At 34.4% G+C, this 14,504-nt stretch carries 13 protein-coding genes; 7 read left to right on the top strand and 6 right to left on the bottom strand.

The window, feature by feature from the left end; all coding sequences use genetic code 11:
• Nucleotides 1-7: 7 nt before the first annotated feature.
• Entirely contained in the window at nt 8-1,135 is a 1,128-nt protein-coding gene (locus tag ACFO3O_RS13475) for a hypothetical protein (RefSeq protein ID WP_379979663.1), read from the bottom strand.
• A gap of 438 nt (nt 1,136-1,573) precedes the next feature.
• Here ACFO3O_RS13475 and ACFO3O_RS13470 point away from each other — a divergent pair, with 438 nt between their 5' ends.
• Entirely contained in the window at nt 1,574-2,029 is a 456-nt protein-coding gene (locus ACFO3O_RS13470; protein ID WP_379979661.1) for a Na(+)-translocating NADH-quinone reductase subunit F, read from the top strand.
• On the opposite strand, the gene ACFO3O_RS13465 is transcribed toward ACFO3O_RS13470, so the two are convergent.
• From ACFO3O_RS13465 to ACFO3O_RS13445, 5 genes are all read right to left on the bottom strand, one after another.
• Nucleotides 1,989-2,636, bottom strand: a complete 648-nt coding sequence (locus ACFO3O_RS13465; RefSeq protein WP_379979659.1) for a hypothetical protein — start codon at nt 2,634-2,636, stop codon at nt 1,989-1,991. The genes ACFO3O_RS13470 and ACFO3O_RS13465 overlap by 41 nt on opposite strands.
• A gap of 64 nt (nt 2,637-2,700) precedes the next feature.
• Nucleotides 2,701-4,542: a cytochrome c peroxidase gene (locus ACFO3O_RS13460; protein ID WP_379979657.1), complete on the bottom strand. Its 1,842-nt coding sequence runs from the start codon at nt 4,540-4,542 to the stop codon at nt 2,701-2,703.
• 101 nt (nt 4,543-4,643) lie between these two features.
• The gene (locus ACFO3O_RS13455) at nt 4,644-6,206 is read right to left on the bottom strand and encodes a hypothetical protein (protein ID WP_379979655.1); all 1,563 of its coding nucleotides are present in this window, start codon (nt 6,204-6,206) and stop codon (nt 4,644-4,646) included.
• A 486-nt stretch (nt 6,207-6,692) separates the two neighbouring features.
• Nucleotides 6,693-6,941 carry a hypothetical protein gene (locus ACFO3O_RS13450; RefSeq protein WP_379979653.1) on the bottom strand — a complete coding sequence of 83 codons (249 nt, stop codon included), beginning with the start codon at nt 6,939-6,941 and terminating at the stop codon, nt 6,693-6,695.
• 72 nt (nt 6,942-7,013) lie between these two features.
• Nucleotides 7,014-7,208, bottom strand: coding sequence for a hypothetical protein (locus ACFO3O_RS13445; protein WP_379979651.1), 195 nt, complete (start codon nt 7,206-7,208; stop codon nt 7,014-7,016).
• A 582-nt stretch (nt 7,209-7,790) separates the two neighbouring features.
• On the opposite strand from ACFO3O_RS13445, the gene ACFO3O_RS13440 reads away from it, so the two are divergent.
• The 6 genes from ACFO3O_RS13440 to ACFO3O_RS13415 all read left to right on the top strand — a co-directional run bounded on the left by ACFO3O_RS13440 (nt 7,791) and on the right by ACFO3O_RS13415 (nt 14,385).
• Nucleotides 7,791-9,449, top strand: a complete 1,659-nt coding sequence (locus tag ACFO3O_RS13440) for a helix-turn-helix domain-containing protein (RefSeq protein WP_379979649.1) — start codon at nt 7,791-7,793, stop codon at nt 9,447-9,449.
• A 779-nt stretch (nt 9,450-10,228) separates the two neighbouring features.
• Nucleotides 10,229-11,698, top strand: a complete 1,470-nt coding sequence (locus ACFO3O_RS13435) for an arginine decarboxylase (RefSeq protein ID WP_379979647.1) — start codon at nt 10,229-10,231, stop codon at nt 11,696-11,698.
• Nucleotides 11,699-11,721: 23 nt separating this feature from the next.
• A complete protein-coding gene (gene speB / locus ACFO3O_RS13430; protein WP_379979645.1) occupies nt 11,722-12,663 on the top strand; it encodes an agmatinase in 942 nt (313 codons plus the stop codon).
• On the top strand, nt 12,653-13,627 hold the full coding sequence (locus ACFO3O_RS13425) for a deoxyhypusine synthase family protein (RefSeq protein WP_379979643.1): 975 nt from the start codon (nt 12,653-12,655) through the stop codon (nt 13,625-13,627). Before speB ends, ACFO3O_RS13425 begins: the two co-directional genes overlap by 11 nt.
• 2 nt (nt 13,628-13,629) lie before the next feature.
• Entirely contained in the window at nt 13,630-13,932 is a 303-nt protein-coding gene (locus ACFO3O_RS13420) for a hypothetical protein (RefSeq protein ID WP_379979641.1), read from the top strand.
• Nucleotides 13,933-13,965: 33 nt separating this feature from the next.
• A complete protein-coding gene (locus ACFO3O_RS13415) occupies nt 13,966-14,385 on the top strand; it encodes an NUDIX domain-containing protein (protein WP_379979639.1) in 420 nt (139 codons plus the stop codon).
• Nucleotides 14,386-14,504: the final 119 nt, after the last annotated feature.

The raw sequence follows: 14,504 nt of genomic DNA, 5'->3' as shown, positions 1-14,504 counted from the left end.
AGTTTAGTTATTCACATTCTATGTCTAAGTCATTTATAAATTCTTCTAAAAGGGTAATGGCCTCGTCGTGTATAAGGGTTCTTCCTAGGAGTGGCATACGTACCTCTTCAGCCGTTGTGTTCATTCTAAAGTACATTGCAGATCGGCCTATGTTGGTAGGTCTAATAATGTGTGAAATTCCATTACCTAAATCTTCTTCTGGTTCAACACAAATTCCAATATTCTCATCAAGGATAGATGATGTGTAGTCTAAGCGTATGGGTCTATAGGAACAATGTCCTTCCTCTATATGGCAATGCGCACAGTTGATCTCAAAGTAACTACGTACTCTCTCTTTCAGCGGGGCACTTGTATCTTGCCAATCTATTAGGGCAATCACATCTGCTGGAACAGATTGTAAATAGCCTTCTTCTATCCATTTGTCTAATTGGTTGGCTGTAGAACCGTCTGTGTATGTGAATGGTCTATTAAGGTTTTGAGGTCTTGGTCCAATAGGAACAGAGGTGTCTCCTGTTTTGTGACAGGTTTGGCATTCAGCTTCGCTTGGGATTCTGTAATTAACAGATCTTGTTTCTCCGTTTAGCTCCCACATAATATCTACATTACTTCCGTCAAGGTTGTAGATAGCTTCTGTTTGAGTCTCGTTCCAGATATAATCCGCAAATTCCCATCCGTTTGTTGTATGTATAAGTAGGCGTGTTTCAATAATACGTCTTGTGTTTTCTGGAAGAACATTATCATAAAAGAAATTTTTGATAATGATGGTGCCCACAGGAAAAACTAATAACGTATCATCTGCGTCATAGGTTGCAGTGGCTCCCTCTGGCATCCAGATAAAACGTTTTTTCACTGCATAATCAGAAAATAATTTGTTAATTAAAGAATATTCTAAGACTCCATTATTAGGAATAAGATTTGCTAGATCACCCTCAAAAAAACCATATTCAGATAAGGTGTCGAAGGGCACGCTACTAAGATCAATGGTGATGTTTTCCTCTTCTTCCATACTCCCATCATCGTCAGTCATGATGGGGCCATCATCGGTTTCACTCATAGGAGTGTAGTTGTCGTCACTTCCGCAGGATACTAATACTAAAAGAAGGAGAGTGGAAAGTGCTAAATAATATCGACTCATGGTGTGGTTGTAGTTTTAAAAATATGGATGTTGGTTTGTGGTTGGTTATAAATAATAAAACAAATGTAGGAATACAAATAATTCTATAAATACACCCTTTTTTATTTGAAATATTAAAAAATGAAAAAGTATTTAACAAATTCTTTTCTGAATATGTTAACTATTTATTAGTTATATAATATATTAAAGTAACAACTTAGTTTTTAAAATTCCTACCTCATACTTAAAATATGACATCTAAGTGTTGTTTTTCTTGCTTCCATGGCAGGTGATTTTGTGAGTCATTACTCTCTGTTTTTCTGTATGCTATTGCATTGTAATATTTATTGCTGTATACGCTTTCGCGAAAGCGTACTCCGAAAAGTCCTCCCTCAGATAGTGTTAATTTTTAGGGTGTTCTATGAATTTTTAGTACTTTAAACCATAAAAAATTGTGTTATGTATATACCTGAACGATTAGAACAAGCGATCACAAAATTATACAATGCTTTTCATCATAATACCCTGCACCCAGAATGTTGTAAGTCGTGTGCGGTGGGAAATATTCTTGATCAAACTGAAGCTTGGAAGCATCTTTCTGATAGTCATGGTTCTGTGGTTTTGAATTACATAGGCAAAGTACACCAGGGACTGGGGAGAAAATTTAATGGATATACCCCTCAAGAATTATTGCAGATAGAATCGGTATTTTTGAAAGCGTGTGGATATTCTTTACCTCTCACTCATAAAGGCGCAAAACCTTCGAGTCCAACAGATAAAGATTTATTGTTTAAGGGGCTTTCTGAAACGGTGTCTTTTTTGTGTACCCTAGACGAGGTGACAAATGTGATGGATTACTCACGATTGTTTGAGTTTAAGGAAGACGAAACGCCTGTGTACGAATTGGCGTTTTAGTTGTTGTGATATTCTCTGTAGTTTTAATGTATTCTTTAAGGGCTTCTCCCGCAGATACAGCATTCCATAAATCTATATCTTGTTCTATAACTGTTGGGTTATAAGAAGATTTGATATACTTTTTCAACGAAGTGACATACCGTTTGTCATTTGCAAGAATTTTGATGATAGATTGCCTTCCTGTAATGGCATACGCTCCTTCATAAGAAACACAAAATACCAATACGTGATCTCCTTTTGTAAGCGATGTACCGTCAAAACAATCAGTTTCTATAAAACTTACGTTGGTCATATCAATGTCGTGTGATTTTGAATCTAAAATTATCTCTTGAATAGCGATGTGTCCATTTACAGAAGTGTAGAGCGCATCTTCATGTGTTTTTTTAGGTGTGTTTATTTGAGTAACAGTTCCCCGTAAAATGAGTGAATACTGAGATTCAAAACCAAAAGGAGTCATGTCATTTGCCCAATACATGTATCCCAAGTTGAGGGTGTCTTTGGTTATTTGGTGATTTGTTGTTGGCCCTTTTTTCGTTGGATAACAAGAGAGACATAGGAAAATGATCACTACGAGTAGGCTATTTATTTTTGAAATAGTTTTATTCAAATCAACATCTTTTTTAAACTCTAAGATACTTAATAGTATGTAACTGAATATCAATCTTTTTTAATTAGTAGGTGTCTACTTGTGTGTCTGTTAAGGTTTTCAGGAAATTAACAAGTGCTAGTTGCTCAGTGTCTGTTAATTTTAAATTGTCAAAAGGGAGTGTTTGGTGTTCTAGGTCAAACCCGAGACCACCGCCACCGCCTTTATTATAAAAATCGATGACCTCATCTAGGGTCTTATATATTCCATTATGCATGTATGGGCTAGTGACAGCTACATTGCGAACCGTGGGAGTTTTAAACATGCCCTTGTGCAAAGGCTCGTTAAATTTCCAATAATATCCCAAGTCATCATCGAGTGCTTTATTCTTTGCGGTATTAGGAACACCTATCACTTCCCGCTCGGTCTCTTGAAAAAATGGTGGGACTGTTCCGTTTGTAAGTGGTATAAAGTGACATGTAGCACAAAGTGCTTTTCCCATGAATAAATTCATACCTTCTTTTTCACTTTTTGTAAATGTGTCTTCTTCATCTCTCATATTTCGGTCAAATTTTGAGTTAAACCCATTGAGAGTAGAAACATACGCAGAAATTGCTTTTATAACTTCGGTATTGCGAGCTGAAACCCCTCCGTAGGCTTGTTTGAAAAGGGGTATGTATGTGGAGTCCTGTAAAATGTCTTTTGAAAATGTATGCACGTTGGTGCTAAATTCTTTTTCGTTTGTAAATACAGAGGATATTTGGTCTATAAGTGTTTGCGACCGTCCATCCCAAAAGAAATTTTTCTGAAAAATGGTATTGATTAAAGTAGGTGTGTTTCTGTCTAAATTACCTCCTGAATTATTTTTGTTGGTCATAAGTCCATCGGTATATGCTTTAGAGGGGATGTGACAAGATGCACATGCCATTTCTTTATTTGATGATAAATTCTTATCAAAAAATAATTTTTTACCTAGTTTAATTTGATCGTCTGTTGCGTTTTTATTGGTTCCCGAAGTGAAAAATGCAATAGTATAACTGTCTTTTTCGAAAAAAGTTGGGGCGTCAAAATTAAAGGGCTGAGTGTTGGTACCATCCCACAATTCTGATGTCTTTCTAATAGCGACCCATGAGCGGGAAATAGGGTTTAGGTACTCTTTAATAAAAGTGTAACGGTCAAAGCTATCAAAGTCTGGATGTGATGCCACATATTGTGTCGCTAGTTCTATTTCTTTTTTGAATCTTATATCTAAATCCTGATTTTTAGATTGAATGATTTTTTGAATGCTAATGGTATAGGTGTCATATAGGTTTTGTAAAGAAATTTTACTCTCTTCGATCCCTAAGTGACTTATAGGGGTGTCAAACCCTGAGATAGAAAAACTTAATACACGAAATAATTGCTGGTGTGTTGCGATAAAATAACGTTGCGCAGTAAGTTCTCTCTTTTCAACACTTCTTTTTAGAGCATGTATTAAGCCGATTGTTGTTTTTAACTCATTTTGATATTGTTTATCAGGCGTCTCCCCCTCATAAATGCTTTCTTCTATTTTTTGTAAACCTATTGGAAATAGAACTTTGCCATTGTCTTCTTTATAAATAGGTAACGCAGGTCCGTTGACACGATGTCCCACTTCAGGATTAAGGTAAGAAGCATAAGGTTCTGCTTTTTTAAATGCAAAGCGTACTTTTTTAAATAATTCTTTTGCTAGTTGGGTGTTGGGAGCGCTATTTTTTAAACTATCTAATAGAATAAGGGTGTTGTTAATTTCTTGTAGATATAATGCTTGAGTGTTTTTCCAATTGGGTTCTAGGGTCTTTGGGTAAGAGTTTTCTTTTGAATTTTCTTTACAAGAATATAAGAAGCCAATAATAAAAACGATTAAAAGAAAAAACCTAGAAAGTGAAGAATTGCTGTAGGAGATCATAATGATAAATAAGGTGTAGTACTAAAGCAATCCTCAAAGAGGATTGCTTTAGTATAAAATAATTAGTAAATGGCTAATGCTAATAATATATCTATTGTGATTTATTTGGGAAGACCTCTTAAAATAACTACTTGAGATGCTTGACGATCTTCATTGGTTGTGTTGATATGTCCATCAAGTCCTGCAAATTGATCGCCTGTCCAATAATGAGGTTGTATGTTTAGTAAGAATGTATTTGGCTCTCCTATTTTATCAGAAATATCTATGAGTGCTCCGAACTCTCCATTTAATCCAGTACTGTTATCTTCTGCAAGATCCATGCGAACTACCAATTCTAGAACTACGGCAGCATTATTACCATTGATATCAGTTTGATATATATAGGCAGCATGACCTCTGCTAAAAGAGTTTGGGTCTTCTTGGATATACACGAAGTTTTCTGTTACTGTAATGTTGTCAGGGCTTTGAAGTTCAGGAAGATTGCCATCAGCATTATTGGTGTCTGTATTTCCGCTTACAATTTGTGTAATAGTTCCTTCTAATGGATTTGATGGATCTAAAACCAATTTGTAAACAGTTCCCCAATCATTATAAGTACCTTGCCCTGGGCCTCTCCCTGTAACGGCAACAAATAAGTTTCTTGCATTAGCATCACTTCCTTTCTGGTAATCAATGTCTTCTACACGCATAAATTGTGAAGCAAATACATCATTACATGCCGATTCCATTTCGTTTTTAGTAAGAGAAGCTCCATTAGGGATTTCTACAAATTCAACCTCATAAGTAGCGCCAAAGTCTAATGAAGACTCATTGTATTGTGTATTTGGTATAACCGTTTCTATCCCTCCAGCACCATCTGATACTTGCTTATAACGCAACACATAAATACTTCCGTTAGTGAAGTCAGCATCTCCATTTGTAGAATAGTACATTGCTATTTGACCTTCAGAGTTGCTAGAGTCGTCGTCACCTCCTATAATTACGGTAGCATTAGGATATGCATTTTGAGGAAGAGGTACTGCATTTTCCCATGAAAACTCTCCCAAAGCGTCAAGCCCAAAGTCAGCTTGAGGTGTTGGTGTTGTTACACGAGGATTGATAGCTTTTACATCATAATTAATACTTTCTGAGGCAGATAAAAAGATATCTTCAGTACCTCCATGAATATCAGCTTCCCACATGGTGGCAGAACATTGTCTTGCAAAATCTGCCACACCAGAATCCAATAAATAATCTCCAGAAATAGGAATAAGATTTTGATCTAAACGAATACGCGCTACAGCATAACTGTCTTCACAATTTGTAACGTAAATATATTCATCTCCATCAACTAAAAAACCAGCACCATCGGCAGATCCAGCTAGTTGGAAATTACTTCCTATAACATCTGGGCTAGAAATTAGAGAGTAGGCCTTTACATAATTAAATTGAGGAGTAATTGCTACGAGAGGAGGCGTTGGAGATTTGTCTGCAAAAATGGTTTCTTCTACTACAAAGTCCTGTCCGTCTTCTCCATCTTGACCGTCAACACCGTCTTGGCCATCCTGCCCATCTTGTCCGTCAATACCATTTAATCCATCTTCGCCATCTTCACAGCTTATCATATAAGTGCCTACAGCTACTAATAGTAGCATTTTAAAAAAGAATAATTTAAAAGTTTTCATGAGTTTTTTGATTTAATACAGTTGATTATTAACGCTCATAAAATTACTTTCAAAGGGTTGAAAGCTTGTTATCTCATTATATATTCTAGATTATAAAAGTGTTGATTTTATGTTACTGACTTTACACATTTTTAACTTGAAATTTTACATATTCTTAATGATCTTTAAAAATTAGATTCCGAAATTTAGAGGCTGATTTTATCAGACTATTTAGCGTAGAAAACACTTTTGAATAAAAAACACAAAGCTTACGAAACGTATGTTGTTGGTGTTTTAAAATCATACATTATCTAATGTACAAGTATAAAAATGGATAGATTGATAAATGATAAAGTTTAACCATAAAATTAGGTTATACCTGCGGAAGAGTTATTAGGGTCTTTTCACTTTGTCTTAAACGGGGATTAGGTATAAAAAATCATCCAGCTATACATTTAATTGATATAGCTGGATGATCAATATTATATTAATAACAAGCGTTATACTTTAATCACACGTACATACACCTCCTAAATAAACAATAATATGTCCAGGAGGAAGTCCACTTGGGATTTCTTCTGGATAAATGCCTTGGCAATAATGATCTAAATCTGGACAATCACCCCCATTGCCATAAGGATTGCAAGAGCCTCCTGTGGTACACTCGCCATCAGAGAATCCTAAATTTCTACCACCTTTGATCTCTTGTTGTTGTTTGCGCGTTAACGCTTCTCCTAACTTTAATAAGTCTTTCATAATTTTATTATTTATAATTATTAAATACCTTGATCCTTTAAAGACATTCAAGAATCTGTCTATTTTGAATTTTTAAGGTCTAAATATTCTACATTCTTCACCAGCCCCAAATACATCAGAACAAGGAACGCATCTTCCACCTAAACTTGCACATGTTGATGGACAGCTTGGTGCACAGCCACTACCAATAAATGGACGTCTCGCACCCTGAATTTCTTTTTGTTCTACTTTACTTAAAATTTTTCCTAATTTTAATAAATCTTTCATATTCTAATTGTTTTATAATTATTAAATACCTTGATCCTTTAAAGACATTCAAGAATCTGTCTGTAGCGATATAAGAGAGACCAATACTTTTGTTCAAGTTTTGATGTTTCCCTTTATAATATGCCTGTTCTAATTTCCTTCATTTTAAAAGGCAATACAATAAAAATTTACAGGAATTCAGGGAATTTAGGTATTTATTTTATGAATTAAAATTTTGAATTTCAATAGTTTATGACATTTTGTTGTAATAGGTCTTTTCAAGAGTAAATAGCTGACGGCACGATTTTATTTTACTTTTTTTTATGAGAACTCCCCTTTTTTTATCATTGGGAGTCTTGTCATTTAATAAGTTACATTTGGGAAGTAAGTTATGCAGAATGGGTGTGCTTTCGCGAAAGCGTTTATTGAATTTTCATATACATATCCCTTAAAAAGTGATGATATATGTGCTTCATAATGATTGTATAATTTTGATTTGTTTATTTTAGAGAAAAAATGTACTTCCCCTAAAGATAAATAGTTATGCATTTTAGTAAGATATGGTCTTTTATATTTTGGAGCTTAGTATGTATAAATGGCGCTATGTATTCGCAAGGAGAAATCTTGAAGATGCCGGATTCTCTAGAAGAGAAAAGTTATAAATATCTAAATGATCGATTTTTGGAGAACAGGAATGATACTTTGATGGCTACCTTATATCTAAACACAATAGTGGCTAAAGGTATTGTTAATGATGATAAGATTGCCAAGTCACATGCATTAGTTAGATTGTCATCTTATGCAGTTAATGATAAAGAGAAACTGGATTATATACAGCAATCCATAGCTGAAAGTAATAGCGTAGATTCCTTGTATTCTATACCATCATACAACTCTCTTGGATTGTATTATCAAGCAAATTATGACTATGAAAAAGCATTAGAAGAGTATGTTAGGGTGTTAAAACTTTCTATAACAAGGGGTGTTGAAAATTATGAAATAATTGCATTAGATAATATTGCTGAAATTAAACAAGAGATAGGACAGTATAAAGAAGCGCTAGATTTATATAGGAAAGGTTTCTATCTTGAACAAAATAAAGAGGATAAAAATCCCATACTAATTTTAGGATCTTCATTAAGTCTTTCAGAATCTTTTAGGCACAATAAGCAATATGATTCTGCTTCGTATTACTATGCGAGTGTTATTGATGATGTGCGCCAAAAATATCCTACCAAGTTAAGTAAAGCTTTGATTAATGAAGGGATAAACCTATACCACAAAAACGAATATAAAGAGGCGAAAATTTTGTTGCAAGAAGGTATGGTACATGTGAATTTTAATTCACATTTTGATGTGAAATATTACATTCTCGCAAATTATTATACAGGAAAGATGTTACAGGTGTCTAGTGATAAAAAGGCAGAGCAATATTTCTTGAAAGTGCATGCTTTATTGCTAAAACATAACGCTACAATACCAGAGTTGAAAGATGTGTACACGACATTAATTAATGCGTACAAAGAAACAGGTGATCAGAAAAAACAATTGTATTTTCAGGATAGATTAATTTATTTTAATGAGGTAATAGCTGCAAGGAACCTAAAGGTGTCAAATAAAATAAACACCGAATTTGATACGCCTAAACTTCTAAAAAAAAGAGATAAACTTATTAAAAGCTTACGAACAAAAAACGAGTATTTAAACACTGTAAAGATAATTTTATCTGTATTGCTTGTAGTTATGTTAATAGTATTGAGTGTACTATACATAAAGCACAAAAAACAAAAAAAACGATTCAAGCAAATACTTAAAGAAATAGATAATCAAGAGCAACCTCAAAAGACAAAAAGTACGTCAGCGTCAAGCCAAAAGCTCAATATTGATCCTCAATTGGTAGAAGATATTCTAGAAAGATTACAGGTTTTTGAATCAAAAAAGGGATTTATAAAAAACACCATTACAATAGCAATATTGGCAAAGAAATTATCCACCAATACAAAGTATTTGTCTAAAATTATCAACGCCTATAAAGGCAAAACATTCATCACTTATATCAATGATTTAAGAATAGAATATGTGCTAAAGGAATTGCAGATGAACCCTAAATTACAGCAATACACATTGTATGGAATCGCTAAAGAGATTGGTTTTAATTCGGCAGACTCATTTTCAACTGCTTTCAAAAAGAAAACAGGGATTTCACCATCGTACTATATGAAAAATTTAAAAAACATTAAAAAAGAGAAGGTTGCACTTTAGTGTAAGCCTGTAACTATTTTATTAATTTAAATATCAAAATTCATTATGAAAAAATCAACATCCTTAAAAAAACTATCCTTAAAAAAACTTACAATTTCACGGTTAACCAGTTCAGACATGATAGAAGGGGGGTCTGGAATATGCGGTACTAAAAGCGATCCTGTACAAGATTGTCCTTTGAGTTGTGGGGGATTTTTATCAGGCTGTAAATCCTGTACTGATCAGGCTAATACTGTTGAAACTTGTTAAAAATAGCTTTAGTCTTTGATATACGTATGTTTGATCTTACATTTCTCGATAAAAAGGCTAAAAATATATTCGCTACACATTATTATTTGTAATTCTGTGTAGCGAATATATTTTTATTTATTAAAAATAAATATTGTTTATAGCTGTAATTGAGTTAATTGTGGGTTTAATGTTTTGGAGATGTTATTTTTTTAAAATAATTTTAAAAAAAACCAAACCAACCATTTTTTTAGTATGTTTGTTATGATAATGAGTTCACATTAAAGAACGCATTGCCTTTATTAAATGAAAAGTTTTTTCATATTCGGGCTCAGGAGCATAAAGAAGTCTACTCCAAAAGCTGCCTTAGGGATAAGGAACCGAATTCTCAGGCTGACTTCTGAAATTAAAACTACTTACCACTTGTTGAAGCAAAAAAGCTTTGACCCTTCTACTATTTTTATTTTCCGTATTTGAGTTTTAAGACACATCTTACGCTTTATTGTTTTACAAGCAATACCTAAATGTTCTAATTTTTTCAAATACACGCAATGAAAACTAAATATATTGATCTTATAGATCAAACCTTTGACTTCCCACAAGAAGAATTTACATTAAAAGATAATACACTCAATTTCCACGGAATTGATCTTATGGAGCTTATACAGAAGTATGGAGCACCCTTAAAATTTACATACTTACCTAAAATCTCTGACAATATTAACAGAGCAAAAGGCTGGTTTGCAGATGCGATCAAGCAAAATAATTATAAAGGTTCCTACAATTATTGTTACTGTACCAAAAGTTCGCACTTTAAACATGTACTTGATGAGGCGTTGAAAAATGATATTCATATCGAAACCTCATCGGCTTTTGATATCGATATAGTTGAAAACTTAAAAGCACAGGGGAAAATCACAGATGACACGTTTGTCATAAGTAATGGTTTTAAACGTGATCAGTATATACAAAATATAGCAAGACTCATCAATAACGGACACAAAAACTGTATCCCAATTATTGATAACTATGAGGAAATTAACTTACTAAGTGAAGCCATAGATGGCAATTATACCATAGGAATACGTATTGCATCCGAAGAAGAGCCAAAATTTGAATTTTATACCTCTAGACTTGGGATCGGGTATAAAAACATTGTCCCTTTTTACAATAATGAAATCAAAGATAATTCTAAGGTAACGCTTAAAATGTTACACTTTTTTATCAATACTGGGATTCGTGATACCGCCTACTATTGGAATGAACTTTCTAAATGTATGAGTGTGTATGTGGCACTTAAAAAAGAGAACCCAAGCCTTGATAGCCTTAACATTGGAGGCGGTTTTCCTATTAAGAATTCACTCGCTTTTGAGTATGATTATGCGTATATGATTGATGAAATCATTAGACAAATCAAGCAAACATGTGATGAGGCGGGGGTTGATGTACCAAACATCTTTACAGAATTTGGAAGCTTTACTGTGGGAGAATCTGGCGGGGCTATTTATGAAGTGCTGTACCAGAAAAAACAAAACGACCGTGAGAAATGGAATATGATTAATTCATCTTTCATTACCACGATGCCAGATACTTGGGCCATTAATAAACGCTTTGTAATGTTGCCTATTTCAGGGTGGGATAAAGAATATGAGCGTGTTTTACTGGGCGGACTTACCTGTGATAGTGATGATTACTATAACAGTGAGCAACACATGAATGCTATTTATTTACCTAAATTCAGTCAAGAAAAACCACTGTATATCGGCTTTTTTAATACAGGTGCATATCAAGAAACCATTGGCGGTTTTGGCGGACTTCAACATTGTTTGATTCCTACACCAAAACATATTCTTATAGATCGCGATGAAGATGGTAATTTGATCACTTCGGTATTTGCAAACCAACAAACTTCAGAACAATTATTGTCTATTCTCGGATATAATTACGATATTAATAACGCTTTCGCGAAAGCAAAAACAAGCCTACCAGAAGTTAGTGAGGCAATGAAAAGATCTTACTAACTCAAAATAAATTTTAGAACAAAATGAAAACGTTTACTACATACGCAGGGATTCCAGAAAAAAATGCAAGCCTTGAATCGTCAAAAATAGTCTTAATCCCTGTTCCTTATGATGGAACAAGTACCTGGGGTAAAGGAGCCGATAAAGGCCCTGAAGCATTTTTGCACGCTTCAGAAAACATGGAATTATACGATATAGAAACAGATACCGAAGTATACAAACAAGGGATCCATCTAGCAGATGCTATTACAGAAAATAGTAGCCCAGAAGCCATGGTAAATGCGGTACATGAGGTGATTAAATCAAACATAAAACGCAATAAATTTGTGACCATGTTTGGTGGAGAGCATTCGGTATCCATAGGTGCTATACGTGCTTTTAATGAGTGTTATGATGATCTTACCGTATTACACATAGATGCACATGCCGATTTGAGAAAAGAGTATGAAGGAACACCATACAATCATGCCTGTGCATTGCATGAAGCAAACGAGACTACACACCTCGTTCAAGTAGGGATTCGTAGTATGGACAGCTCAGAAAAGACAGTTATGAACCCTGACAATGTCTTTTTTGCTCATGATATGGCCGTAGATGATTATTGGATGGACACTGTTATAGAATTATTAGGAGATAATGTTTATATTACTTTTGATTTAGATGCATTAGACCCGTCTATAATGCCAAGTACAGGAACTCCAGAACCAGGAGGCTTGTTTTGGTATGAAACATTGGTATTTCTAAAAAGTGTATTCGAACAAAAGAACGTAGTTGGATTTGATATCGTAGAATTATGTCCAAATGAAGTTGACAAATCGTCTGATTTTCTTGCAGCAAAGCTTTATTATAAAATGTTGAGTTATAAATTTCAAGAGCAAGATCAGGGTGAAGAAAATGCCAATCTCTATAATTTCCAAAAGGAGAACAATATCAATAAATTAAAATACGATCAAGATGAAGACTAAAGGAGCTATTTCACAATTCTTGTCAACATATTATTTGCATTTTAATGCAGCCTCTCTAGTAGATGCTGCCAAAGGATATGAAGACCAACTCGCAAGTGGCTCAAAAATGTTGGTCTCTCTAGCGGGTGCTATGAGTACCGCAGAATTAGGAAAAATATTTGCAGAAGTGATTCGTCAAGATAAAGTGCATATTATCTCTTGTACGGGTGCCAACCTAGAAGAAGATATCATGAATCTAGTGGCGCATAGTCACTATGAGCGTGTACCCCACTATCGTGATTTAACCCCTCAAGATGAATGGGATTTGCTAGAACGTGGTCTCAACCGTGTCACAGATACTTGTATTCCTGAAGAAGAGGCTTTTAGAAGAATACAAGAGCATATCGTAAAAATTTGGAAAGATGCAGAAGCTGCGGGAGAACGTTACTTCCCACATGAGTTTATGTATAAATTATTGCTGTCTGGTGTTTTAGAACAACACTATGAGATAGATATCAAAGATTCTTGGATGTATGCTGCTGCCAAAGCAAACCTGCCAATTATCGTTCCAGGCTGGGAAGATAGTACCATGGGTAATATTTTTGCAAGCTATGTGATGAAAGGAGAGCTTAAAGCAAGCACCATGAAGTCAGGGATAGAATATATGACCTATCTGGCAGATTGGTACACAGGCAACTCAAAAAACGGGATTGGCTTCTTTCAAATAGGAGGAGGGATTGCAGGGGATTTTCCTATCTGTGTGGTTCCTATGCTGTATCAAGATATGGAACGCACAGACACCCCTTTCTGGAGTTATTTTTGTCAGATAAGTGACTCGACAACAAGTTACGGGTCCTATAGCGGTGCAGTGCCTAATGAAAAAATTACATGGGGAAAATTAGATATGAATACACCCAAGTTTATTATAGAATCTGACGCTACCATTGTAGCACCATTAATTTTTGCTTACCTATTAGATATGTAATTATGAGAAAGAATGAAAACCCTAATCTTAAAAGAGTTATCGTTGATTTTAAAAAACTCACTCCAGAAATTTTAGCCCTTGTGGTACAAAAATATCCTGATGGGTATGACGATGCAGATATCATTAAGTTTAGAAATGCAAACTATGACTTAATTGAGGCGATAGAGATCATTACAGACGATACAAAATACTTAGTAAAAGTAAGTGCCAAACTTGAAAAAGTAATGGAAGACTATGACGAGGATGATTATGAAGATTTGGAGGCAACAGACCCAGATGCCGTGCAAGATCCTTTTGAAGAATAGTTTGATTTTTATAGAATGTCACTTAAAACATTCATGACAAAGTACAAACCCATTCATAAATCACGCCTTATCGCCTTTAAAGAGGATCGTATTTTGGTGCTCGAAAAAGTAGGGGCTAGAAAGAAATATACCCTTGCAGGAGGCGTTCAGAAGAAAGGGGAGTCAGATTATAAATCCCTCATACGAGAAACGAGCGAAGAAATAGGTGTGACTTTAAAAAAGAAACACCTTACCTATTTTATTTCTATAAAAAATGTTACCAAAGACAAAAAGATTGTTTTTAAACACTATTTTATTACCACAAAGTCCATTGTAAACATAGAAGTGTTAGAACCTGAAAAATTCAAAAAAGCTTTATGGATGCCATGGTATCAGGCGTTAGAGTTTTTAGATAAAGAAGATCGAAGCGCTGTCGTGTTGTATTGTGATCAGTTTAGACAAGAAGCAAATTAGGTTTTTTTGAAAGCACAACTTAGAAGTTCTTACCTTACTAAATACTCTAAATAGATTTGCGAAATAAATGATGCGGTTGATTCATAACTCTTCACATGCTCTTATAAAGTGTGTAGTGT

Origin of the sequence: Dokdonia ponticola (assembly GCF_042653865.1) — a bacterium.
Lineage (GTDB): Bacteria > Bacteroidota > Bacteroidia > Flavobacteriales > Flavobacteriaceae > Dokdonia > Dokdonia ponticola.
This window is presented reverse-complemented; position numbering and strand designations above follow the sequence as displayed.

Coding starts and splice junctions, on each gene's coding strand:
- ACFO3O_RS13475 (WP_379979663.1), bottom strand. CDS start 1,135: ATGAGTCGATATTATTTAGCACTTTCCACTCTCCTTCTTTTAGTATTA.
- ACFO3O_RS13470 (WP_379979661.1), top strand. CDS start 1,574: ATGTATATACCTGAACGATTAGAACAAGCGATCACAAAATTATACAAT.
- ACFO3O_RS13460 (WP_379979657.1), bottom strand. CDS start 4,542: ATGATCTCCTACAGCAATTCTTCACTTTCTAGGTTTTTTCTTTTAATC.
- ACFO3O_RS13455 (WP_379979655.1), bottom strand. CDS start 6,206: ATGAAAACTTTTAAATTATTCTTTTTTAAAATGCTACTATTAGTAGCT.
- ACFO3O_RS13450 (WP_379979653.1), bottom strand. CDS start 6,941: ATGAAAGACTTATTAAAGTTAGGAGAAGCGTTAACGCGCAAACAACAA.
- ACFO3O_RS13445 (WP_379979651.1), bottom strand. CDS start 7,208: ATGAAAGATTTATTAAAATTAGGAAAAATTTTAAGTAAAGTAGAACAA.
- ACFO3O_RS13440 (WP_379979649.1), top strand. CDS start 7,791: ATGTATTCGCAAGGAGAAATCTTGAAGATGCCGGATTCTCTAGAAGAG.
- ACFO3O_RS13435 (WP_379979647.1), top strand. CDS start 10,229: ATGAAAACTAAATATATTGATCTTATAGATCAAACCTTTGACTTCCCA.
- speB (WP_379979645.1), top strand. CDS start 11,722: ATGAAAACGTTTACTACATACGCAGGGATTCCAGAAAAAAATGCAAGC.
- ACFO3O_RS13425 (WP_379979643.1), top strand. CDS start 12,653: ATGAAGACTAAAGGAGCTATTTCACAATTCTTGTCAACATATTATTTG.
- ACFO3O_RS13420 (WP_379979641.1), top strand. CDS start 13,630: ATGAGAAAGAATGAAAACCCTAATCTTAAAAGAGTTATCGTTGATTTT.
- ACFO3O_RS13415 (WP_379979639.1), top strand. CDS start 13,966: ATGACAAAGTACAAACCCATTCATAAATCACGCCTTATCGCCTTTAAA.